We start from the raw sequence: 20,893 nt of genomic DNA on the forward strand, positions 1-20,893 counted from the left end.
CAGTGCTCTCGGGGAAGTGGCGCGGCGGGTCAGCCGCAGGAGCCTTCCCTCTTGCGCTTGGCGGCCAGTGCCTCGGCCCCGAGCCGGTAGTCGGCGATGGTCTCGGCGTCCGGCTGGAACCGCCACTGGCCGTCCTCGTACAGGTACTTGTAGCTGAACTTGAAACCGAGCCGTTCGAACCGCACCACTGCGACGGTCTTGGCGGCGTTCAGCCTGACCGCATCGACCTTCATCGGAACGCCCTCGGCCAGTTGCGGGCACAGCTCGTTCAACCGCACGTATCCGGCCTGGTCGAGCACCTTTTTGGCGTTGTTCGACCAGCTTTCCCAGGCTCCGGCGTAATCGCCGGAGACGTAGGCGTCCACATGCTCCTGCGCGGCCTCCCGGACGGCCTCCTCCGTCTGCGGCTGCGCCGGCGCCGAGGCGGCGGGCGCCGGCTCTTGCGGGGCGGCCGAGGGGGCGGATTCACCGCCACAGCCGACGAGCATGAACGGAAGAACGACAGCGGGTATCACGCGATGCACAACAAACTCCTGAACACATCAAAAACAAAAAGCAGAGCTTTGAGGACGAACCGTAACAGCGAATTGATCATGGTGTGGGAGGATTCGCTGTGTCTAGCCGGGACAGGCCAGGAAAACCTGTCCGATAACGTGGTTCACCCTCTCATTCGAGGGAGGTCCTTGAACCGGACATGTCAGTCCGGTGTTTTGGGAATGGCCTTATTGGCCGGAACTATCGCACTGCCGTCGCGCCATCCCTAGACCTTTCAATGTGTGAGCACAGTCCTGTGCGCGGGGTGCCGGGGGCGTCTGGATTCTGGAGGAAGTAGATCGTGGCGTCGGTGAGTGGACGGGTCCGCTCTTCGCCCGGACGGGCCGACGGCGACTCGCGTTAGGGCACGGCCGTGTCCGTAGGCCGGAGTGCTGTCGCGGAAGGCCCGAAGTGTCGCTCTGCTCCGGCGCCGGCTTCTCGGGGCGCAATCAGGTTGGAGAGAGTCTGGGCTTGGAATGAGTTCTTGGGGGTTCTCGACGGAGCGGGGCGCGCGCCGTGTCGGCTTTTACCAGAGTCGTGGTGTGCTCAATCTGCTCCGGGTGAGCGTCCTCTGCCGGTGAAAGGACGCTGGTTTCGTACGCCCCCGGTGACGTTCTGTCGATATTTCACTCCGGCTCGGGCGGCAGGGGAGTTTTGCAGCCGGCCCTTCAGCCGGTTCCACGCACGGTACGGGAGGGCGGCGCGAGCTCGACGCCGCCCTCCCAAGACGGGTCGGTGAACCCGGTCAAGACCCGTTCCCCGCGGGCCGGAAGGGGTGGGGCAAGGGCACCGTCACCGGCTCCGACGGGCAACCGTTCCCCGCGGGCCGGAAGGGGTGCGTCGCGGCCGGGGGAGGCGGTGGCGCGGGGCGCCACCTGGGCCCGGCGTTCCCGGGGAAGAGTCAGTCCTCGTCCTCGAAGATTTCGGACGCCTCTTCGTAGGCCTCTTCATAGGCCGCCTCGTAGGCGGCCTCATAGGCATCTTCGTAGGCGTCTTCCACGGCCTCTTCGATCGCCTCCTGGTAGGCGACCTGGTACGCGGCCTCGTAGGCGGCGGCCTGGGCGGCCTCGACCACGTCGGTCTCTTGCTCTTCCTCCTCCTCGGAATCGTCGTCGAGCAGTTCGTTCACCACCGCGCCGGCGACGAATCCGGCGGCGGCCCCGGCGGCCACGCCCGCCCAGCCCGGACCGCCATGCCCGCCATGCCCGCCGTGGCCTTCGAAGTGGCCGTGAGAGCCGTGGCCGCCGTGCACCTCGTGGTGACCGTAGGCGGCGTGGCCGCCGTGCACCTCGTGGTGACCGTAGGTGACGTGCCCGCCGGACAGGCGGCCGATGACCGCCTGCAGCCAGTTGGTGATCTCGTGCTCCCACGCCATGTACAGGGCCTGGTCATGGGGGACGTGGAGGCGGCCGTAGACGTCCTCGCCCTCGGAGAACAGGTCGCCGCGGCGGTCGGCCTCCAGCACCACCACCAGGTGGTGCGGGTCGGTCACGAACGTCAGCTCGACCTCGTTGATGTGGCCGCTGTACTGCGGCGGGGCGTAGAACTCGATCTCCTGGTAGAACGGCAGCTGCTGGTTCAGCCCGGAGATCTGGCCGTATTCGAGGTCGGCGTTTTTGAAGACGAAGCCCAGCTCGGCGAAGGCGTCCAGCACCCGCTGCTGGGACGGCAGGGGAGTGACCGCGATCGGGTCCAGGTCGCCCTTGTCGAGCTGCCCGGCCACCTCCACCTCGGTGCGCACCCCCAGCACCATGCCGTCCAGGTGCCGCCCGTACACCTGGGTGATCGGCAGTTCCCACGGCAGCGGCACTTGGAACGGGATGGTGTGGAACTGGTGGGCGCCCACGACGAACCCGCCGGTGATCGCGCCCTGGTGGAACTCCAGCCCCGCGGTGCCCTCATGGTCGTCGTGCTCGAACTCCGCCTCGGTGACCAGGCTGAGCACGATCCGGTCGATGTAGGCGTCCTGCTCGCCGCCCTGCAGCCGCACTTCACCGGTCAGGATCTCACCCGGCCGGCACTGCGCGGACGTCAGCACCGTCTCCACCGAAGGGCCGCCCACGCCGAACGCGCCCAGCATCTGCCTGAAGATCATCGCTCCCCTACTCGTCTGCGATCGGTGATGTGCCTGCCGTCGGCGTCAGCGACGCCGGAGCCCCCGGTGGCGTCTGCGCGGGCACGAGCGGTCCGGCTGCGACCACCGCTTTCCGTCCGGCGACGCGCCGCCGCTCCTTCGGCCGGGCCGACGCCCATGGAGGCTCCCTCCACGCTTCGGGTCCTGGACGCGGGCGGGCGGCCCGGTCCGGTGTCCTCCCGCCGATCCGCTCCCGCTGCAGGGAATCAACCTTCGGGAGCGGGACGGCGGCAATACTTATTACTACTACACTTGTAGCAGATCGATCGGAGACCCGGCAGACCAGTCAGCGCATCGAGCGGCACGCACCCCAAGACGCGTGGGCCCCGGCATCGATGAGGGCGGAGCGGCGTGTCCGGCGCCGTTGTCCACCTCGACCGTTGGAGACGGGCCGCCCGGCAGTGCGCCCTTCCGGCATCTCCGTGGAGGGGGCGCGCTGAGGTTTTCTCAGTGATTCGGCACTGCCGGCAGGTGGTATCGGGGTGCTGATCGGCGGCCGGTGAAAGCGGGGGAGGACGGCATGGAGCGACCGGTGGAAGGGACATGCCGTCGCCATTAGGGGTGAGGGGCGTCCGTCTGAGGGCCGGGGCCGGGTGTGCCTTTGCCCTGAGGGTGCCGCAGCGCGGTCCCCACCTCGGTTCGCTGAGAAAGCTCGCTGTTTCCCGGCGTACAGAGCCGGCGAGAGCGCTTCAGCGGCCGGGGATGCTGCGGTGGGCCTTTTCGACACGTCGTTCTCACAGACGGCACGCGAGGTCCCGCGGTCAGGGGCGATGCCGTGAGCCGCAGCGGCGCGGCACCGAGGAACGTAGGCGCTCCCGGTGTCTTGGGCCGCGTGCCCGAAAGAGATTCACCCTTGCTGAGGTGCCGTCGCGAGGGTCAGGTTTTGCCGGCGGCGAGGGCGCGGAGTTCTCGGGCGGCGGGGAGGGCGCGGGTCTTCTCGTCGGGGAGGGCTTTGATGATCTCCTCGGTGATGCGGCGGCGGCTTGAGCTGGTGGGCATGCCGTTCAGGGTGGTTGCGGCGTGGTTGAGGCCCTCGGTGATGTCGCGGTCGTGGACGAGGGCGAGGGCACGCATGAGATTGAGATTTGTGCGGCTTCCCGAGCGCTCCTCGGGCATGAGGGAGAGGGCTTGGTCGATCGCGGACGTGGCGTGCTTCGTGTCGCCCAGCATCACGTGGGTGAAGCCTTCAACCTGTCTCAGGGAGCTTTCGGGAAAGCCGTGTGGTGATATCCGGTCTTGGAGGACGTGCTCAGGGAGGCGGCCGAATACCTCGTGTAGATCGCGGATCGCCTGCTTGGCTCCTGTCGCGTCCCCTTGGGTGGCAAGGAACTTGGCGCGTGTGCCGAAGGCTTTGGCCAGTCCGGAGGATGGTGTGCCGGAGGCATGTTTGAAGGCGTCGGCGAGCAGGTTGCTGATGACCTCTGGGGGACGGTTTTCCCATAGTGCTCTCGACGCTCGATACCAGCGGACCCAGACGGACAGTTCGCGGTCGCCGGACTCGTCGGCGGCGTGGGTGGCGGCCTGGAGGGCTCGGCCGGCGTCGCGGTAGCGGCCCAGGTCGCTGAGTTCCTGGGACATGTAGGTGGTGAGCTGGGCGCTGACCCGCAGCAGATCTTTGCGGGCGGAGGGGTTCTTTTCGCGTTGCAGGGCCACGCCAAGATCCATGATGTCGGCGGCCAGGTCGCGCATCAGGGCGCCGACCGGTTGGACCCAGATCTCTTGGGAGTACTCCCAGGCGAGGTTCTGCCAGCCGGGGGCGTCCAGTTCGGTGGCGGGGGCGTCCAGGGAGCTTTCCAGGGCGGCGAGCACGGCGGCGACCGTGCCCGCGGGCACTGCCGCTCCGGCGCCGAGGGCGGCCATCAGTTCCAAGAGCGCACGGCGTTTCACGTCGTCATCCCCATTGTCGGGACGGGTCTTCTTTTCAACGGTACCCGTGGGAGTGGTGCTTTGACCCCCTGGATAGGGGCATGCGGAGCCGAAAAGATCTTTTTCGTCCAGTTTGAAAGCGGTGGCGTAGGTGGTGGCCCAGTCGCGGGGAAAGACCTCTCCGGCTTCCCAGCGGTGGATCTGCCGGGCGAGGTTTCGAATCGAACCCCGTTCGATGTGGGATGCGGCCAGTAGCCGCCGGGCCATCTCGTGCTTACCCCAACCTCGGGCCGATCGTTCGGCTTCGAGCCTGACCGCCCATGCGGGGCGCCGCTTGTCGGTCATAAGCGCAGCCTCTCATTCGCTCCGGGCGGATGTGAGGCGGGCACAAAAGTGTCCGCAAAGTGTCCGCATCGTGTCCGCCTGATGTCCGCCCTGACACCCCCCGAAAGTGTCTGCAAAGTGTCAACATTGTCAGCCTTCCGGAGATTGCGTGTCCTGTCCTTTACTGAACGTGACCGGAAGCGGCCTCGTGGGCAGGTGCACCGGCAGAGTTCTGGAGTGGGGCGGCGCGGGACCCGGGGGTCTCGTGGGGCGTCGATCCGGTGGCGGGCGGCAAGGAAACCGAGTCAGGCACTCGATCACGGGACGGGACGCCGAGCATGGTTCGACAGGGGCCTGTGCAGAGCCCGCCATGTGGACTGCTCTTGTGACAAAGAGCGTCCTGCCGGGGGATCTGCGGCTTTCGGGACGTGGTGGCGCGGCGTCTCCCAAGGTCCCCGGCGTGTGCTTCACCCCGGGCGTCCCGTTCGCTTGCGTTGAGAAACCCCGGGGAACCCGAGTGGGAGGCTGCCTGCTGACGGATACCGCCGGGCGGGACGGAAGGCCGCAGGAAACCTCGGTCCCGGCCCGGCGGCGTCGCAGGCGGGTTACTCGTCCCCGCCGAACTCGCGGCGTACTGCTTCGGTGTGTTCGCCGAGTTCCGGGCCCGGGCGGCGGATGGTGCCCGGGGTGCGGGTGAACTTGGGGACCACGCTGGGCATCGGGATCGGTCGGGGGTAGCCGGGGGCCTCCAGGCGGGTGATCATCTTGCGGGCGGCGTACTGTTCGTCGGCCAGGATGTCGGCGGGGGTGTAGATCCGGCCGCGGGGGACGCCGTGGTCGTCGAGCAGGGCCTCGACCGTTGCGGCGTCCAGGGTGCCGACCCAGGACTGGATGATTTCGTCGAGTTCCTCGGCGTGGCGGCCGCGGGCCTGGTGGGTGGCGAAGCGTTCGTCGGTGGCCAGCTCGGGGCGGCCCATCGCCTGGCACAGGCGCTGGTAGATCGCGTCGGCGTTGGCGGCGATGAGGATCTCCACCCCGTCGCACGTCTTGTAGACGTTGGAGGGGGCGACGCCGGGCAGGGTGCTGCCGGTCCTGGTTCGCTGCACGCCGCCGATCTCCCAGTCCGGCAGCAGGGATTCGGTCAGCGCGAACACACTCTCATACAGGCCCACATCGACCTCTTGGCCGCGGCCGGTGCGGTTGCGTTCATGAAGCGCGGCCAGGGTGCCGATCACCGCGAACATCGCCGCGATCTCGTCTCCCAGGCTGATGCCGGCGCGCACCGGGGGGCGGTCCGGGTAGCCCATCAGGGCGCGCAGGCCGCCCATGGCCTCGGCGACGCTGCCGAAGCCGCGGTCGTGGGCGCGCGGCCCGTCCTGGCCGAAGCCGGAGACGTGCACCATGATGAGGCCGGGGTTGTCGGGGGCGACCGAGGCGTAGTCCAGGCCCCATTCGGCCATCCGGCCGGGGGCGAAGTTCTCCAGCACCACGTCGGCGCCGACCATGAGCGAGCGCGCCAGCTCGCGGTCCTTCTCGGTCTTCAGGTCCAGGACGACCGATTCCTTGTTGCGGGCGATCGCCGGCCACCACAGGCTGCGGCCCTCATGCAGCACGCCCCAGCGGCGCATCGGGTCCCCGCCGGGGGGCTCGACTTTGATCACTCGTGCGCCGTAGTCGCCGAGCAACTGTCCGGCGAAGGGGCCGGCGATGAAGCCGCCGAACTCGATGACCGTGATTCCTTCCAGCGGCCCGGTGCTCATGTCACACCCCCGGGGGAGATTGCGGCCGTCCGGTCACGCCGAAGGGGCCGCGCCGTAGACCGTGCGGTACCAGATCTCGGTGAGCGTGGTGATGGCGGTCTCGTCGTCGGGAGGGGCGACATCGGCCTCACCGCCCGCCCCCAGCCACGTCCAGCAGAACGACTCCAGCAGGCTGACCAGGGCCGAGGCCAGTGTCGGCAGGTCCAGTCCGATGGTGTGGCCGGAGCGTTCGGCCGCGTGCAGGCCGCGCAGCACGCCCCGGATGCCGGCGGCCCGGTGCTCCCGCCACCGCTGCCGGAAACGCTCGTCCGTCATGGACATCTGGAACAGGCCGATCATCTCCGGCAGGTACTTGCGGTAGGTGTGCCAGTAGGCGGTGACCGCGGCGCGGACGCCCTCGTAGGGGTCGCCGGATCCGGACTCCAGCGTCGAGGCCGTCATGACCTCCTGGGCGAACTCCTCCAGCAGCGCTTCCAGGAGCTGTTCTTTGTTGTCGTAGTAGTTGTAGAACGACCCGGGCGAGCGGCCGGCCGCCGCCGCGATGTCGGAGATCTTGGTGTTGAAGTAGCCCTTCTCGGCGAACGTCCGCCGCGCCGCCTCCAGGAACGCGGCCTCTGTCCGCCGGCCCTTGGGCGTGGCCGGCTGGGCCTTCGTCGTGGACGCTCCGTCGCTCATCGATCTCTGTCTCGTCTTCTGCAGCGCTGGGTGGGGAGGGTTGCGCCCCGGCGATCACGTCCGCAAGCGCCCTTGCCGCCTGTGCTCGGACCATCATCTCCCCTCGGATTCCGCCCTTGCACACTTCTGAATCTGAATCTAGCCTCAGAAATGCCCCCGGAGCGACCCCCAGGAGAGCCCCCAGATGGCGATGATGAACAGGTCCCAGTACCTGGCCTCCCTCGACGACGGCCGGCGGATCTTCGCAGAGGGCCAGGAGGTCAAGGACCTCGCCTCCCACCCGCAGTTCGCCACCGCGATCAAGCTGGTGGGCGACGGGTACGAGGCGCACTACCGGCCGGGAGAGGACGCCAGCGGGCCGTATTTCAAGATCCCCCGCAGCCGCCAGGAGCTGAAAGAGATCCTGGAGGACCTGCTGACCTGGGACATGGTCACCGTGACCACCAGCCAGGGGCTGCTGGCCCTGCTGACCGCCGCGGCGCGGATCCGCCCCGCCCGGCCCGAGTACGCCCGCCGGATCGAGGAGTACTTCGAGTACTGCCGCGCCAAGGACCTGCGCTGCGTCCAGGCGATCACCGACGCCAAGGGGGACCGCCGGCTGCCGCCGAGCAAGCAGCACGACCCGGACGTCTACACCCGCATCATCGAGCGCCGCCAAGACGGCATCGTCGTCCGCGGCGCCAAACTGCACATCTCCTCGGCCGCGGTCAGCCACGAGCTGATCGTCATGCCGACCAAGAACATGAAGGAGGGCGAGGAGGACTACGCCGTCGCCTGCGCCATCCCGGTGAACGCCCCCGGCGTCCGCATCGTCAACACCAGTTATGCGCCCCGCGAGCGCATCGAGGACTTCCCCGTCAGCTCCCAGCACAACATGCCCGAGGGCTTTGTGATCCTCGACGACGTCTTCGTCCCCAACGAGCGGGTGTTCCTGGCCGGGGAGATCGAGCACTCGGCCACCTTCGCCCACGCCCTGGGGCTGTGGGAGCGGCTGGGCGGCACCGCCCACCTGGCCGAGTTCGGCGACCAGCTCGTCGGCCTGGCGCAACTGGTCGCCGAGGCCAACGGCACCGACCGCATCCACCACATCCGGGAAAAGATCGCGGAGATGATCATCTACGCGACGCTGGTGCGCGCCGGGCTGGAGGCCGCCATCGCCAACGCCGAACCCAGCCCAGAGGGCTGGTACTTCCCCAGCGAGCTGTACACCAACGCCGCCAAGCACTACGCCGCCGCCGAATACAGCCGCATGGTCCGCCACCTGCACGACATCGGCGGCGGCGCGATCGTCACCGCCCCCTCGGTGCGGGACCTGGAAAACGAAGAAGTCGGCCCCTTCATCCGCAAGTACATGGCGACCAAGGAGGACATCGACGGCGAGTACCGCACCCGCCTGTTCCACGCCGTCCGCGACTTCACCGCCGACGCCTACGGCGGCTGGCAGCTGGTCACCATGATCCAGTCCGGCGGCGGCCTGTACGCCCAGCGGCTGGTGGCCCGCAAGCACTACGACATGGAGCGGGCGAAGGACCTGGCGCGCAAGCTGGCGGGCCTGGCATGAGCGCCGCCCCCCTCGACCCCCCGCGGGATCTGGCCGCCTTCGCCGGCTTCCTGCGCGAGCGGCTGGCCCCCCTCGTCGCCGAGCACGCCCGCCCGGCCGAGGCCGACCCCGACGACGACCGCATCGCGGCCGTCGAGGAACTCAGGGAAGGGCATGAGGAAGAAGTCGCCCGGGCGCGCCGCTTCCAGCGGGCGCTGTATGAGGCCGGCGTGGCCTGGCCCAGCGGCCCGGTCGAGTTCGGCGGCCTCGGGTTGACCGACGCCCACGACGAGGTCCTCGAAGACGTGCTGGCGGAGATGGGCTTCCCGTCGCGGGAGGCGTTGTTCGTCGGGCTCAACATCGTCGCCCCGGCCCTGCTCCACCACGCCGCGCCGGCGCTGCGCGAAGAGATCGTGCCCGCGCTCTACCGCGCCGAGCTCATCGGCTGCCAGATGTTCTCCGAACCCGGCGCCGGCTCCGACCTCGCCGGTGTCGCCACCCGCGCCGTCCGCGACGGCGACCACTGGGTCCTCACCGGGCAGAAGGTGTGGACCTCGATGGCCCACCTGGCGGACGTGGGGGAGGTCCTGGTCCGCACCGACCCCGCCGCGCCCAAGCACGCCGGGCTGACGATGTTCCTGCTGGACATGCACGCCCCCGGGGTGACGGTCCGGCCGATCCGGCAGATGACCGGCGGCGCGGCGTTCAACGAGGTGTTCCTGGACGGGGTGCGCGTGCCGGACGCCCGGCGCATCGGGGGAGTCGGCGAAGGCTGGCGCGTCGCCCTCACCAGCCTCGGCTCCGAGCGCAGCACGATGAGCGGCGCGGCCGGCCCCCTCACCCCGCAGGTGATGGAACGGGTGACGCGGCTGATCCGCCGGCTCGGCGCCGAGGACGACCCGGTGCTCCGCCCCCAGCTGGCGCGGACCGTGGCGGCCGTGGTCGCCATGCGGGCCGCCGCGAACCTCACCCCCGGCTCCTACACGCACCGCCTGGAGCCGGTCTCCGGGTCGATCCGCAAGATGCTCATGAACCGCGCCGCCGACCACATCGCCCGCCTCGCCCAGGACGCACTGGGCGAAAAGGCGTTCGTCGATCTCGGCGAGAAAGACACCTACGCCTGGTCGGAGTTCGTGCTCGGCGTCCCCGCCCTGCACATCGCCGGGGGCACCGACGAGATCCAGCGCAACGTCATCGCCCAGCGCGGGCTGGGCCTTCCCAGATCCGCACCGCGCGCGTCGTGAACGGCACCAGCCAGTGAGGAGCAGCGCCCATGGAATCGTTCGTCCAGCTCCGCCGGGGGAAGACCCCGCGGCAGATCCACCGGGACGTGGGGGACCTCAAAGACGACGAGCTCGGCCGCTACGGCTTCACCGGCCGCACCGCCCACCTGTACCGCCGCAACGACCCCACCCGGTTCCGCATCGAGGGCGACCTGGCCGCCGTCAACGTGCAGACCGGCGAGCTGAAGCCCACCGACCTGGAGGCCGACGGCGAGCCGCTGGTGATGTTCCACAACCCCGACTGCCGGATCCTGCTGAGCCGCCGCGGGCAGGTCGCGCCGTTCTACACCCGCAACATCGACGGCGATGAGCTGATCTTCGTCCACGAGGGGACCGGGCATTTCGAGACCGAGTTCGGGCGGCTGCCGTACCGGCCCGGCGACTGGGTGTACCTGCCCAAGGGCACCACCTACCGGCAGATCCCCCAGGACCGCTCCCACCTGCTGATCATCGAGGCGACCGAGGAGTTCCGGGTGCCCGAGGCCGGCACGCTCGGCCGGTTCTTCCCCTTCGACCCCTCCCTGATCACCATCCCCGAGCCGGAGGTCTTCCCCGACGACGGCCGGGAGGAGTACGAGATCCGCCTGCGCCAGCGCGAGGGCCGCTCCTCGCTGTTCTACCCGTTCAACCCGCTGGACGTGGAAGGGTGGCGGGGCGACAACTTCCCCTTCACCTTCAACATCGCCGACTACGACGTCATCACCTCCGACGACGTCCACCTGCCCCCCACGGTGCACCTGTTCATGCAGGCCACCGGGGTGTACGTGCTGAACTTCCTGCCCCGCCCGGCCGAGGGCAAGCCGGGGGTGGAACGGGTCCCCTGGTACCACCGCAACACCGACTACGACGAGATCGCCTTCTACCACGGCGGCAGCGTCTTCGGCGTGGACATGCCCGCCGGGCTGATCTCGCACGCCCCCCAGGGCATCCACCACGGCGTCCCCGAGCGGGCCCGCCGGCGCGCCCGGCGCCTGTTCGAGCAGGAAAAACGGGTGGAGTGGAAGGTCATCGCGATCGACACGCGCCGCCGGCTCATCCCCACGCCGGTGATGCTGGGCGCCCAGCCCACCCAGACCAAGGAAGAAGCCGACAAGAAAGAGGTGCGGGCGTGAGCGAGCGGAAGAGATTCGAATACGAGCGCAAGCCGTACCTCATCGTCTTCGAGGACACCTCGGCCTACCGCGACACCTACGGCGGGGTCAGCGAGCACGTGGTGCTGGAGAGCTACCTGCTGCGCCCCAAGGGCGTCCCCTCCGACACGGTGATCGTGTTCATGCACCCCATCGGCGGCGGGGCCTACCTGCCGATGACCAACGCGCTGCCGCGCGCCGGCCACCACGTGATCTACTGCAACAGCCGCTACCGCGGCGTCGACAGCGCGCTGATCATGGAGAAGGTCGTCCAGGACCTGGCCGCCTGCGTCAAGGACGCCCGCGAGCGCCTGGGCTACCAGAACGTGATCTTGGGCGGGTGGAGCGGCGGCGGCGCGCTGTCGCTGTTCTACCAGCAGCAGGCCCAGCACCCCACGGTCACCTGCACGCCCGCCGGCGACCCGCCCGACCTCACCCGGCTGGACCTGCCCCCGGCCGACGGGATCATGCTGCTGGCCGCGCACATCAGCCGGCACGGCACGCTCACCGAGTGGCTGGACCCGTCCATCCTGGACGAGCAGGACCCCACCAAACGCGACCCCGAGCTGGACATCTATAACCCCGACAACCCCAACCAGCCGCCGTACTCGCCGGAGTTCATCGAGCGCTACCGGGCCGCCCAGATCGCCCGCAACCGCCGCATCACCGCGTGGGTGAAGGAGACCCTGGCCGACCTCAAGGCTCAGGGCGAGCCGCTGATGGAGCGGGGGTTCGTGGTGCACGGGACGATGGCCGACCCGCGCTGGCTCGACCCGACGCTGGACCCCAGCGACCGCCCGCCGGGCCGCTGCTACCTGGGCGACCCGCGGATCGTGAACATGGGCCCGGTGGGGCTGGCCCGGTTCAGCACGCTGCGCAGCTGGCTGTCGCAGTGGAGCTATGACGACGCCAACGCCGACGGGCCGCGCTGCGCGGCCGACATCAAGGTGCCGACCCTGGTCATCGGGAACACCGCCGACGACGCCTGCACCCCAAGCCACACCCACCGGCTGTTTGAGGCGATCGGGCACCCCGACAAGGAAATGCACATGATCAAAGGGGCGACCCACTACTACGCCGGCCCCGACCAGGTGCCGCACCTCAACCAGGCCGTCGACATCATCACCCGGTGGCTGGGTGAGCGGTCATGGACGGCGCTGTGACCCCCGACTGGCCCCGGCCCACGGTCGATCAGGCCGTGCGGCGGCACGCCGCCGAACGCCCCGATGAGGTGGCCGTCGTCGGGCCCGCCGCGTCCCTGACGTGGGCGCAGCTGGACGCCGCCGCGGACCGGGCCGCCGCCGTCATCGCCGCCACCGGCGGGGCCGGATCCCGCGTCGCCTGGCTGGGCGCCAACGACATCGGCTACCCGGCCACGCTGCTGGGCGCCTGGCGGCAGCGGTCCGCCCTGGTCGGCCTCAACTGGCGGCTGCCGGACCGCGATCTGGCCGCCTGCTGCGCCGAGACGGCGGTGACGCACATCTTCACCAGCACCGCCTTCGCCGGCCGCGCCGAGGCGATCGCCGGTCCCGGGGTCCACATCGAGGTCGTCGACCAGACCACCGCCGGCATGTGGCCCGGCCGGGCGGCGGCCGCGCCGCTGGAACCGGCCGCAGACGATGTGGCGATGGTGTTCTTCACCTCCGGCTCCACCGGCCCGCCCAAGGCGGTCCCGCTGGAACGGCTGGCCATGGAGATCGGGGCGACCACCCCGGTGGTCCACGGTTTTCAGCCGGACTCCCGGCTGCTGATCGTCCCGCCGGTCTTCCACCTGGCGGGGGCCTACTGGGTGCAGTACGGGCTGCTGTACGGCTCCCGGCAGGTCTACCTGGCCGACGCGGCCCCCAAGAGCATCGTGGCGGCCATGGCCGGGCAGCGCATCACCCACGCGGTGCTCGTGCCCACCCTCATCCGCGCCCTGATCGACCAGCTCAAGATCGAGCCCACTCCGCTGCCGGAGCTGCGTCATGTGGCCTACGGCGCCTCGCCCATCCCGCCGCCCACGCTCCGGGAGGCCCTGGAGGTGCTCGGCTGCGAGATGTGCCAGGTGTACGGGATGACCGAGGCCGGCGGCGTGGTGACCTACCTGCCGCCCGAGGACCACCGCACCGACGGTGCGCACACCGGACGGCTGGCGTCGGCCGGGCGTCCCACGGTGGGCGTCGAACTGCAGGTCCGCGACCTGGTGACCGGCCAGGTCGTCCCGCCCGGGACCTCCGGGGAGCTGTGGTTCCGCACCCCGTTCATGGCCAAGGGCTACCTGGGGCGGCCCGCCGAGACCGCCAAGGTCTTCGTGGACGGCTGGCTGAACAGCCGCGACGTGGGGCACCTGGATGCGGACGGCTACGTGTACGTCGAGGGCCGCTCCGACGAGATGATCATCACCGGCGGGGAGAACGTCCACCCGCTGGAGGTGGAGTCCGCGCTCTGCGAGCTGCCGGACGTCGCGGAGGCCGCGGTGGTGGGGCTGCCGGACCGCACCTGGGGGCAGCGGGTCTGCGCCGCCATCGTGCGGCGCGAGGACCGCCTCACCGAGGAGGCGGTCCTCGCGCACTGCCGGGCCGAGCTGGCCGGCTACAAGGTGCCGCGGACGGTCGTCTTCCTCGACGGGCTGCCCAAGACGGCCAGCGGCAAGATCTCCCGCTCGGCGCTGGTGGACCTGCTCTCCCGACAGGAGCCGCGATGACCCACGACATCAGCCCCGATGAGGTCCGGGCATCCCTGCGCGCCTTCTTCGGCGACCACCCCGGCATCGCGGAGGCGCGGCGCCTCCGCGACGCCGGCGGCGGAGCAGACGACGACCTGGCGCGGGCCGGTTTCGACGAGCGCCGCTGGGCGGCGATCGCCGAGCAGATCGGCCTGACGGCGATGGCCGCCCCCGAAGACCGCGGCGGCCTTGAGCTCGGCGTCGCCCACCTGGTCGCCGCCGCCGAAGAGTGCGGGGCCGCCCTCTACCCGGGGCCGGCGCGGGCGGCGCTGCTGGTCGGCTGGTCGCTGCGGGCGCTGCCGTCCTCCGGCCTGCCGCAGGAGCTGGAAGAGCGGATCGAACGGTTCCTGACCGGCCGGGCCGTGCCCGCCCTGGCCGCCGCCGGCGAGGACGCCCCCGCGCCCACCCTCACCGCGGGACGGCTGCACGGCACCGCCGCCCGGGTGACCCACGGCCGGGTCGCCGACCTGGTGCTCTGCCCGGTCCGCACCGACCAGGGACCGGCCATGGCGCTCGCCGCGATCCCGCCGCAGGCGGCGCGCAGCGCACTGGCCACCGTGGACCTGACCACGCCCCGGGCCGACATCACCGTCGACGGCGCACCGGCCGTGCCCGTCACCGCCCCCGGCGACCGGGCCGACCTGGAGCGGCACCGCACCGTGGCCTGGCTGCTGGCGGCGGCCGAACAGGTCGGCGGCGCCGAAGGCTGCCTGGCCGCCATGGTCTCCTACGCCGCCGTCCGCGAGCAGTTCGGCCGGCCGATCGGCAGCTACCAGGCGATCCAGCACCGCTGCGCGGACACCGCGATCGACGCCACCGCCGCCCGCGCCCTGGTCGCGGCCGGCGCGAACGCCTGCGACGGCGGCGACCGGGAGAACGCCCACCGGCTCGCCCTGCTGGCCCGCGCCGAGGCCGCCGAGTGCTTCCTGGCCGCCGCCGGCGGCCTGATCCAGGTGTCCGGCGGCGTCGGCTTCACCTGGGAGCACGACGCCCACCTGTATTTCCGGCGCGCCCGGGCCACCGCGGTCGCCGAGGGAACCCCCGAGCAGTTCCGGCACCGCGCCGTCGAAGCCGGCTGCCTGGAGCTGCTGACCGCTCCCATCTCCTGACCCGGGCGCGCGTCCGTGCAGGGAAAAGGCCCGTACCGTTCTCGGCCGCGCCGCGTCCGGGACGGTCATGCAAGATCGAGGAGGAGCCGGGTCCGGTCGGCCGGTACGCCGTCCCCACGGGCCGCGGCGGGAGCCCGGCGACCGGGAAGATGCGGCCGCCGGCGCCGCACGAGGGGTTCGGCGGCGACGATCAGGGAGGTGAACGATGACGGCACCGGTCCGCATCGTGGAGGTGGCGCCGCGCGACGGCCTGCAGAACGAGCCGACCCGGCTGACCACCGAGCAGAAACGGCGGCTCGTGGAACACGCGGTGCGTTTCGGGGCCCGCAATATCGAGGTCACCAGCTTCGTGCACCCGGCGAAGGTGCCCGCGATGGCCGACGCCGAAGACCTCGTCGCCATGCTGCCCCCCGCAGACGGGGTCACCTACAGCGCGCTCATCTTGAACGAACGCGGCCTGTCCCGCGCGCTGGCGGCCGGGATCACCGAGGTGAACGTGGTGGTGCACTGCACCGACACCTTCAGCCGGCGCAACCAGGGCACCGACATCGCCGGGGGGATCGGCATCTGGCGGCGGATCGCGCGCGATGCCGAGGCGGCCGGCATCAGGGCGAACGTCACCCTCGCGGTGGCGTTCGGCTGCCCCTTCGAAGGCGAGGTCCCGGTGGAGGCGGTGCGCTCCGTCGCCGAGCAGGTCCTGCAGGAGCGGCCGCCGGCGGAACTGTCCCTGGCCGACACCATCGGGGTCGCCGTGCCCCGGGACGTGGCGGCCAGGGTCGAGGCCGTCCGCGACCTGCTGCCGGAGGGGACGGCGCTGCGCGCCCACTTCCACAACACCCGCAACTGCGGCATCGCCAACGCGCTCGCCGCGATCGACGCCGGGGTGGGCGTGCTGGACGCCAGCCTCGGCGGGATCGGCGGCTGCCCGTTCGCCCCCCGCGCCACCGGCAACATCGCCACCGAGGACCTCGCCTACGCCCTGGAACGGTCGGGGATCGACCACGGCCTCGACACCGCCGCGCTGCGGGAGGCCGGCCGGTGGCTGCAGGAGCAGATCGGCCGCCCGCTGCCGGCGATGGTGCTTCACGCCGGTGGATTCCCCACCGGCGACGCCGCCGCCTGAGACGGGCTCTTGCGCCGGGCCCCGCCGAACGGACGGCGCTTTTTTGAAGGAGAAGACCCCCGGGGCGGTGCGGCTACTGCGGTGCCGTCGAGGGCAGGTGCTCGCAGACCCCGCTCGGCGACCCGTCCGATGACCCGCCGAGGGCATGCAGGAGCAGCTGCTGCCCGGCTTGGGGATGGCCGTTGCGGTCGGCGCGGTCCAGCCAGGCCGCGGCGTCGCGAAGCCTGCCGATGCGCAGACAGTGCAGGCCATACCGGTAGGCCGCGTCGGCATGCCCGAGACCCGCGGCGCCCCGGTAGAACACCGCCGCCGAAAAGGGCAGGCCCTCCCGGTCGTACTCCAGGCCGATCTGGTAGGCGATCTCGGCGCCCTGCCAGTAGGGAAAGGCCGGCGCGGCGGCGGGATCCCAGGCGGCGGCCAGCTCGGCGGCCCGGCCGTGGCCGGCACGGGCGGCGCGGCGCAGCCAGTACAGCGCTTCGGCGGGACGGTCCGCGCAGGCCAGCAGCGCGGCCAGGCGGTAGGCGGGAACCCCCTGTCGTTCGCCCTCATCGCCTTCGGCCTGGCGCAGCAGCCGCATGCCGGTGCGCCCGAAGGCCTCCGCGTAGCGACGCCGCATGATCGTCGGCTCGGGCGGCGGCTCGCTCCCCGCACCGGAGGACTCATCGGGGCCGGAGGCTCGGGGGAGCGTTCCGGTGGACGGACGATCGACCTCATCGGTGACAGAGGCGGGAACCTTGGGGCCCGGCCGGCTTTCTTGCAAGGTGTGTCGTCCCGGATCCGGGTCGCCCGCGTGGGGATCCGCCGGCTCGGCCCGCCAGTCCGCCGGGACGGGGGCGGACAGCGGCGGCCGGGGCGGTCTGCTCTGGGCGAGGGCCGCGCGGACGGCCCGGTATTTGGTGTGCCACTGGGCCGGCGTTCCGATGGCCTCCGGATCGAGGGCGTTCTCCACCGCCGCGTCCCGCAGCACCAGCACGAACGACATCACCCACGGCCAGGGCGGCAGCCTGTGCCGCTTGCCGCTCAGATAGTCGTGGGTGGTCGAGTGCGCCAGCGGCAGAATGCGGGGCCCGCCGTCGCGATCGGCGTTCTGGTAGCGGCGCGACAGCGTCTCCAGCCGCTCATACGTGGGCGGCCCGGCCAGCTCGAACGCGGTGCGCAGGTCGGCGATGAAGTCGTGCAGCGCGGCAAGGGCGCGAAGGTCGTCCGGCATGGCCAGCCCGATCGCTCTCCGGTAGGTGTCCACACGATGCGGTGGGCACATGCTCCCACCGCCGCCGCGGCCGTTCTGCCAGATATCACACACACGGAATCGGTCGGGGAGCAGAACGGCCCGCTGAAAAAGCTCCGATGGACGCCGCGGCCGGCCCCCTCCGATGCCATCCGGACGCATCCGCCGGCATCCGGGACCGTCCGCCGGCGGCCGCGGCACGCCCAAGGGATCCGGGTCCGGCGAAAACCGGCCCGGCGGCCGGCCGCGGGGGCCATAGTCACCCCATGACGACGTTGACCCGGCCGTCGCCGGGATCTGCGCCATGCCACCCGCCGAGCCCCTCGGCCGATTCCCCGGGCGGGGAGACGATGCCCGACGACCCCTGGCCGTGGCATCCCCGAAGCGATGACGACCTCATCGCCTACACCCTGGCGGTGCTGTGGGCCCTGACCACCGGCCGCGCCCTTCGAACCGACGTGCCGCCGCGGCAGTGGCACGAACGCGAGCTGATCGACTTTTGGTCCGACCCCGTCTTCGAAGAGGTTGCCCGCCCATGAGCATCTCCCGGCACGACCAGCCGCCCGTTCTGCAGACCGTGCGCCCGCCGGACCCTGCGCCCGCCTGGACGGCCGCCCCGGCGGAACCCGTCACCTGGATCACCTCGCCCCTGGCCGTGGCCGTTCCGCTCATGGCCGTCGACATCGCCGCCTTCGGCGACCCCATGCGCGACGGCGACGCCCAAGCCCACCTGCGGCGCACGCTGTATGAGCACCTGGCCGAGTCCTTCGCCCTGACCCAGGTGCCCTGGCAGGAGTGCTACCTGGAAGACCGCGGCGACGGCGCGGTCATCGTCGCGCCCGCCCAGGTGGACCCCGCCTACCTGCTCGACCCGTTCGCCCACCACATGACCGCCCTGCTGCGGCGGTCCAACCGGCTCGCCAGCCGGGCCGGCCGGCTGCGGCTGCGGGTGGCCGTGCACACCGGCCGGGTCCGCCACGACGGCCGGGGCCTGCTGGGGCACGACCTCATCCACCTGTTCCGGATGCTGGAGGCGGCGGCGTTCAAACGGGCGCTGGACGCCTGCGACGCCGACATGGGCATGATCGTGTCCGATCCGCTCTATGCCGACACCCGCGCCCGGGGCGGCCTGTTCAACCCGGACGCCTACCGGCCGCTGGAACTGCGGCACAAGCGGACCCGGACCCGCGGCTGGCTGTGGCTGCCGCCGGCCTTCCGGCCCGCCGGCTGAGCCGGCCCGGCCTTTCGGCGGGCCGTGCCCGCATGCCAGCCTGTGGCCATGACCAAGGTGCGACGGGTGTGGCTGATCCGGCATGGGCAAAGCGAATCGAACGCCGGGCTGCCGACGAACGGGCCGGGCGCCTCCCCCCTCACAGAGCTCGGACGGCGGCAGGCGGCACGGGTGGCCGAGGCTTTCAGCGCACCGCCCGCCCTGGTGGTCAGCTCATCGTTCGTCCGGGCACGGCAGACCGCCGAGGCGACCATCGAGCGGTTTCCGCACGCGCCCTATGAGGAGTGGCCCGTCGAGGAATTCACATACCTGGGCCAGTTCCATGCCCTGCAGACCACGACGGAGCAACGCCGGCCTTTCGCCGAAGCGTATTGGAAGCGCTGCGACCCTTCTTATGTCAACGGCGGAGGTGAATCCTTCAAAGCGCTCATCACCCGCGTCCGCTCCTTCCTCGACCGGCTCGCCGGCCGCCCCGAGGACGGACTGATCGCGGTGTTCACGCACGGCCTGTTCATGAAGGCCGTGGTCTGGTCGCTGTTCACCGGCGTCACCGACCCCGGCGAGGCGGACATGCGCGCCTTCCACCACTTCCACGGGGTCTGCGACATCCCCAACTGCGCCATCATCGAACTGTGGCGCCCCAGCGGCCCGCATGGATTCCGCATCGTCGGCGGCGAAATGATGCACTTGGCGGGAACCCCCATCGCCACCCAGCACTCGGCTTCCACCACGATCCTGGATTAGCTATGAGACCGACTGCCCCGAGCGGTCCTCTTCTGGGATGCCGTGGGTTTTGCGCAGGGCCTGGATCTCCGCGCGCAATGCGGAGATCTCGGCGAGCAGCAGGGTGATGTCCGCCTGGGAGGCCTTGTCCGGGTGGGCCGCCCGTTGGGAGGCGGCGGCCTCGCCCTCCTCCATGGCCCGGACGACCACCGCTATGAACAGGTTCAGCACGACGAACGTGCACACCAGGATGAAACCGACGAAGAAGAGCCACGCCCAGGGGTGGTGGTCCATCACGGCGCGGGCCACGTTCGACCACGACTCCCCGGTCATGACCTGGAACAGCGTGAACAGGGAGGAGCCCAGGTCGCCGAAGTACTCGGGGTTGGTGGCGCCGTAGAGCTTGGCGGCCATGACCGCGGCGACGTACAGCACCAGCATGAGCAGGGCGGCTATGGAGGCCATGCCGGGGATCGCCGACAGCAGCGCCGACACCACGCGGCGCATGCTCGGCACCGTCGAGATCAGCCGCAGCGCCCGCAGGATGCGCAGCGCCCGCAGCACCGACAGGCCGGCCGAGTGCGGCACCAGGGAGATCCCCACGATCGCGGCGTCGAACAGGTTCCACGGGTCGCGGACGAAGCCGGTGCGGTAGGCGCAGGCCTTGGCCGCCAGCTCGATCACGAAGATCGCCAGCGCGATCCGGTCGATGGCCTGCAGCAGCGGGCCGTGGTGCGCCGCCACCTGCGGGACGGTCTCCAGGCCCAGGGCCGCGGCGTTGATGAGGATCACCGCGATGATCACCCGCTGGGTGATCTGAGACTCCACCACGCCGCGCACGCCGCCGTGGCGTTTGGCGATCGGCATCTGGTCGGTTCCCCCCGCTCGCTGGCCGCTCGAGGCGATGCGGCCGGTGTCCGAAAGGCCCCACCGAACACCGGCATGGTCGGCGCTCGTCCCTTCAGCCCGCCGGTGCACCGATCACCGCATCCGCCGGTCCTCGGGCCGCCCGCAGGTAATCGACATCGGAACGGGACTTAAGGGCGATATTTGCTACGACTCTTGTAGCAGATCGGCCGGGAGGCACACGTCCCGATCCGCCGTTACGAGGAGTCCCGGTCCAAGGAATCGAGGATCTGGCGCAGCGCCTGCTCCTCGTCGGGGCTGAGGGTCTGCACGAACTGGCTCAGCACGCTGCGCGGATCGTTGGCGTACCGCAGATGGTCGTACATGCGGCCGGCCACCAGGCGGGACTCGTCCACCGCCAGCCGGTACAGATAGCGGCGCCCGTCACGGATCCGGGTGACGAGCTTCTTGTCGTGCAGCCGGGACAAGATGGTGTTGACCGTGGTGTGGGCGGGCTGCCCGGCCAGCCGGGCCCGCAGCTCCGCGGCCCCGGCGGGACGCTTCAGGGCCGCCAGCGCGGCCAAGACCTCGGCCTCCAGCTGTCCCAGGGGTCTACGCGCCACGATTCCCGGCCTCACGAGCTCACATGGTGAACGCCATCCACTGAACCCTTCGCAACA

General features: G+C 70.8%; 18 protein-coding genes. 10 read left to right on the forward strand and 8 right to left on the reverse strand.

Annotated elements, in window-relative coordinates; all coding sequences use genetic code 11:
• Window positions 1-29: 29 nt before the first annotated feature.
• The 5 genes from TCUR_RS04670 to TCUR_RS04690 all read right to left on the reverse strand — a co-directional run bounded on the left by TCUR_RS04670 (window position 30) and on the right by TCUR_RS04690 (window position 7,293).
• Window positions 30-488, reverse strand: coding sequence for a hypothetical protein (locus tag TCUR_RS04670; protein ID WP_041439321.1), 459 nt, complete (start codon window positions 486-488; stop codon window positions 30-32).
• 947 nt (window positions 489-1,435) lie between these two features.
• Window positions 1,436-2,629, reverse strand: coding sequence for a sporulation protein (locus tag TCUR_RS04675; protein WP_012851321.1), 1,194 nt, complete (start codon window positions 2,627-2,629; stop codon window positions 1,436-1,438).
• A 915-nt stretch (window positions 2,630-3,544) separates the two neighbouring features.
• The gene (locus tag TCUR_RS04680) at window positions 3,545-4,879 is read right to left on the reverse strand and encodes an NsdA family TPR-like regulatory protein (protein ID WP_012851322.1); all 1,335 of its coding nucleotides are present in this window, start codon (window positions 4,877-4,879) and stop codon (window positions 3,545-3,547) included.
• Between the two features lie 584 nt (window positions 4,880-5,463).
• Complete coding sequence (locus tag TCUR_RS04685) at window positions 5,464-6,618, reverse strand: CaiB/BaiF CoA transferase family protein (protein ID WP_012851323.1); 1,155 nt, start codon at window positions 6,616-6,618, stop codon at window positions 5,464-5,466.
• A 33-nt stretch (window positions 6,619-6,651) separates the two neighbouring features.
• Window positions 6,652-7,293, reverse strand: a complete 642-nt coding sequence (locus tag TCUR_RS04690) for a TetR/AcrR family transcriptional regulator (protein WP_012851324.1) — start codon at window positions 7,291-7,293, stop codon at window positions 6,652-6,654.
• Between the two features lie 184 nt (window positions 7,294-7,477).
• Between TCUR_RS04690 and TCUR_RS04695 the strand changes: the two genes are divergently transcribed.
• The 7 genes from TCUR_RS04695 to TCUR_RS04725 all read left to right on the forward strand — a co-directional run bounded on the left by TCUR_RS04695 (window position 7,478) and on the right by TCUR_RS04725 (window position 16,185).
• Window positions 7,478-8,854, forward strand: a complete 1,377-nt coding sequence (locus TCUR_RS04695; protein WP_012851325.1) for a 4-hydroxyphenylacetate 3-hydroxylase N-terminal domain-containing protein — start codon at window positions 7,478-7,480, stop codon at window positions 8,852-8,854.
• Window positions 8,851-10,077 carry an acyl-CoA dehydrogenase family protein gene (locus TCUR_RS04700; protein ID WP_012851326.1) on the forward strand — a complete coding sequence of 409 codons (1,227 nt, stop codon included), beginning with the start codon at window positions 8,851-8,853 and terminating at the stop codon, window positions 10,075-10,077. Before TCUR_RS04695 ends, TCUR_RS04700 begins: the two co-directional genes overlap by 4 nt.
• A gap of 29 nt (window positions 10,078-10,106) precedes the next feature.
• A complete protein-coding gene (locus tag TCUR_RS04705) occupies window positions 10,107-11,228 on the forward strand; it encodes a homogentisate 1,2-dioxygenase (protein ID WP_012851327.1) in 1,122 nt (373 codons plus the stop codon).
• On the forward strand, window positions 11,225-12,409 hold the full coding sequence (locus tag TCUR_RS04710; protein ID WP_012851328.1) for an alpha/beta hydrolase family protein: 1,185 nt from the start codon (window positions 11,225-11,227) through the stop codon (window positions 12,407-12,409). The genes TCUR_RS04705 and TCUR_RS04710 overlap by 4 nt, the downstream gene beginning before the upstream one ends.
• On the forward strand, window positions 12,394-13,932 hold the full coding sequence (locus TCUR_RS04715; RefSeq protein ID WP_012851329.1) for a class I adenylate-forming enzyme family protein: 1,539 nt from the start codon (window positions 12,394-12,396) through the stop codon (window positions 13,930-13,932). Before TCUR_RS04710 ends, TCUR_RS04715 begins: the two co-directional genes overlap by 16 nt.
• Window positions 13,929-15,062, forward strand: a complete 1,134-nt coding sequence (locus TCUR_RS24660) for an acyl-CoA dehydrogenase family protein (RefSeq protein ID WP_012851330.1) — start codon at window positions 13,929-13,931, stop codon at window positions 15,060-15,062. The genes TCUR_RS04715 and TCUR_RS24660 overlap by 4 nt, the downstream gene beginning before the upstream one ends.
• A 205-nt stretch (window positions 15,063-15,267) precedes the next feature.
• The gene (locus TCUR_RS04725; RefSeq protein WP_012851331.1) at window positions 15,268-16,185 is read left to right on the forward strand and encodes a hydroxymethylglutaryl-CoA lyase; all 918 of its coding nucleotides are present in this window, start codon (window positions 15,268-15,270) and stop codon (window positions 16,183-16,185) included.
• 73 nt (window positions 16,186-16,258) lie between these two features.
• Here the strand turns inward: TCUR_RS04725 and TCUR_RS04730 are convergent, their stop codons facing one another.
• Entirely contained in the window at window positions 16,259-17,428 is a 1,170-nt protein-coding gene (locus TCUR_RS04730) for a hypothetical protein (protein ID WP_041439323.1), read from the reverse strand.
• 335 nt (window positions 17,429-17,763) lie between these two features.
• On the opposite strand from TCUR_RS04730, the gene TCUR_RS04735 reads away from it, so the two are divergent.
• From TCUR_RS04735 to TCUR_RS04745, 3 genes are read left to right on the forward strand one after another with little or no spacing between them, the layout of a single operon-like run.
• Complete coding sequence (locus TCUR_RS04735) at window positions 17,764-17,952, forward strand: hypothetical protein (protein ID WP_012851333.1); 189 nt, start codon at window positions 17,764-17,766, stop codon at window positions 17,950-17,952.
• Complete coding sequence (locus tag TCUR_RS04740) at window positions 17,949-18,644, forward strand: hypothetical protein (protein ID WP_012851334.1); 696 nt, start codon at window positions 17,949-17,951, stop codon at window positions 18,642-18,644. The genes TCUR_RS04735 and TCUR_RS04740 overlap by 4 nt, the downstream gene beginning before the upstream one ends.
• 48 nt (window positions 18,645-18,692) lie before the next feature.
• Complete coding sequence (locus TCUR_RS04745) at window positions 18,693-19,388, forward strand: histidine phosphatase family protein (RefSeq protein ID WP_012851335.1); 696 nt, start codon at window positions 18,693-18,695, stop codon at window positions 19,386-19,388.
• Here TCUR_RS04745 and TCUR_RS04750 read toward each other — a convergent pair whose 3' ends face one another.
• A complete protein-coding gene (locus TCUR_RS04750; RefSeq protein WP_012851336.1) occupies window positions 19,389-20,234 on the reverse strand; it encodes an ion transporter in 846 nt (281 codons plus the stop codon).
• A gap of 236 nt (window positions 20,235-20,470) precedes the next feature.
• Window positions 20,471-20,836 carry a BlaI/MecI/CopY family transcriptional regulator gene (locus tag TCUR_RS04755; RefSeq protein WP_012851337.1) on the reverse strand — a complete coding sequence of 122 codons (366 nt, stop codon included), beginning with the start codon at window positions 20,834-20,836 and terminating at the stop codon, window positions 20,471-20,473.
• Between the last annotated feature and the right edge of the window lie 57 nt (window positions 20,837-20,893).

The organism is Thermomonospora curvata DSM 43183 (assembly GCF_000024385.1).
Classification (GTDB): Bacteria; Actinomycetota; Actinomycetes; order Streptosporangiales; family Streptosporangiaceae; genus Thermomonospora; species Thermomonospora curvata.

Bases quoted from the DNA above. Each gene is read 5' to 3' on its own strand.
- TCUR_RS04705 (WP_012851327.1), top strand. From the start codon at position 10,107: ATGGAATCGTTCGTCCAGCTCCGCCGGGGGAAGACCCCGCGGCAGATC.
- TCUR_RS04735 (WP_012851333.1), top strand. From the start codon at position 17,764: ATGCCCGACGACCCCTGGCCGTGGCATCCCCGAAGCGATGACGACCTC.
- TCUR_RS04715 (WP_012851329.1), top strand. From the start codon at position 12,394: ATGGACGGCGCTGTGACCCCCGACTGGCCCCGGCCCACGGTCGATCAG.
- TCUR_RS04750 (WP_012851336.1), bottom strand. From the start codon at position 20,234: ATGCCGATCGCCAAACGCCACGGCGGCGTGCGCGGCGTGGTGGAGTCT.
- TCUR_RS04740 (WP_012851334.1), top strand. From the start codon at position 17,949: ATGAGCATCTCCCGGCACGACCAGCCGCCCGTTCTGCAGACCGTGCGC.
- TCUR_RS04685 (WP_012851323.1), bottom strand. From the start codon at position 6,618: ATGAGCACCGGGCCGCTGGAAGGAATCACGGTCATCGAGTTCGGCGGC.
- TCUR_RS04675 (WP_012851321.1), bottom strand. From the start codon at position 2,629: ATGATCTTCAGGCAGATGCTGGGCGCGTTCGGCGTGGGCGGCCCTTCG.
- TCUR_RS04745 (WP_012851335.1), top strand. From the start codon at position 18,693: ATGACCAAGGTGCGACGGGTGTGGCTGATCCGGCATGGGCAAAGCGAA.
- TCUR_RS04680 (WP_012851322.1), bottom strand. From the start codon at position 4,879: ATGACCGACAAGCGGCGCCCCGCATGGGCGGTCAGGCTCGAAGCCGAA.
- TCUR_RS04725 (WP_012851331.1), top strand. From the start codon at position 15,268: ATGACGGCACCGGTCCGCATCGTGGAGGTGGCGCCGCGCGACGGCCTG.
- TCUR_RS04695 (WP_012851325.1), top strand. From the start codon at position 7,478: ATGGCGATGATGAACAGGTCCCAGTACCTGGCCTCCCTCGACGACGGC.
- TCUR_RS04670 (WP_041439321.1), bottom strand. From the start codon at position 488: ATGCTCGTCGGCTGTGGCGGTGAATCCGCCCCCTCGGCCGCCCCGCAA.
- TCUR_RS04690 (WP_012851324.1), bottom strand. From the start codon at position 7,293: ATGAGCGACGGAGCGTCCACGACGAAGGCCCAGCCGGCCACGCCCAAG.
- TCUR_RS24660 (WP_012851330.1), top strand. From the start codon at position 13,929: ATGACCCACGACATCAGCCCCGATGAGGTCCGGGCATCCCTGCGCGCC.
- TCUR_RS04700 (WP_012851326.1), top strand. From the start codon at position 8,851: ATGAGCGCCGCCCCCCTCGACCCCCCGCGGGATCTGGCCGCCTTCGCC.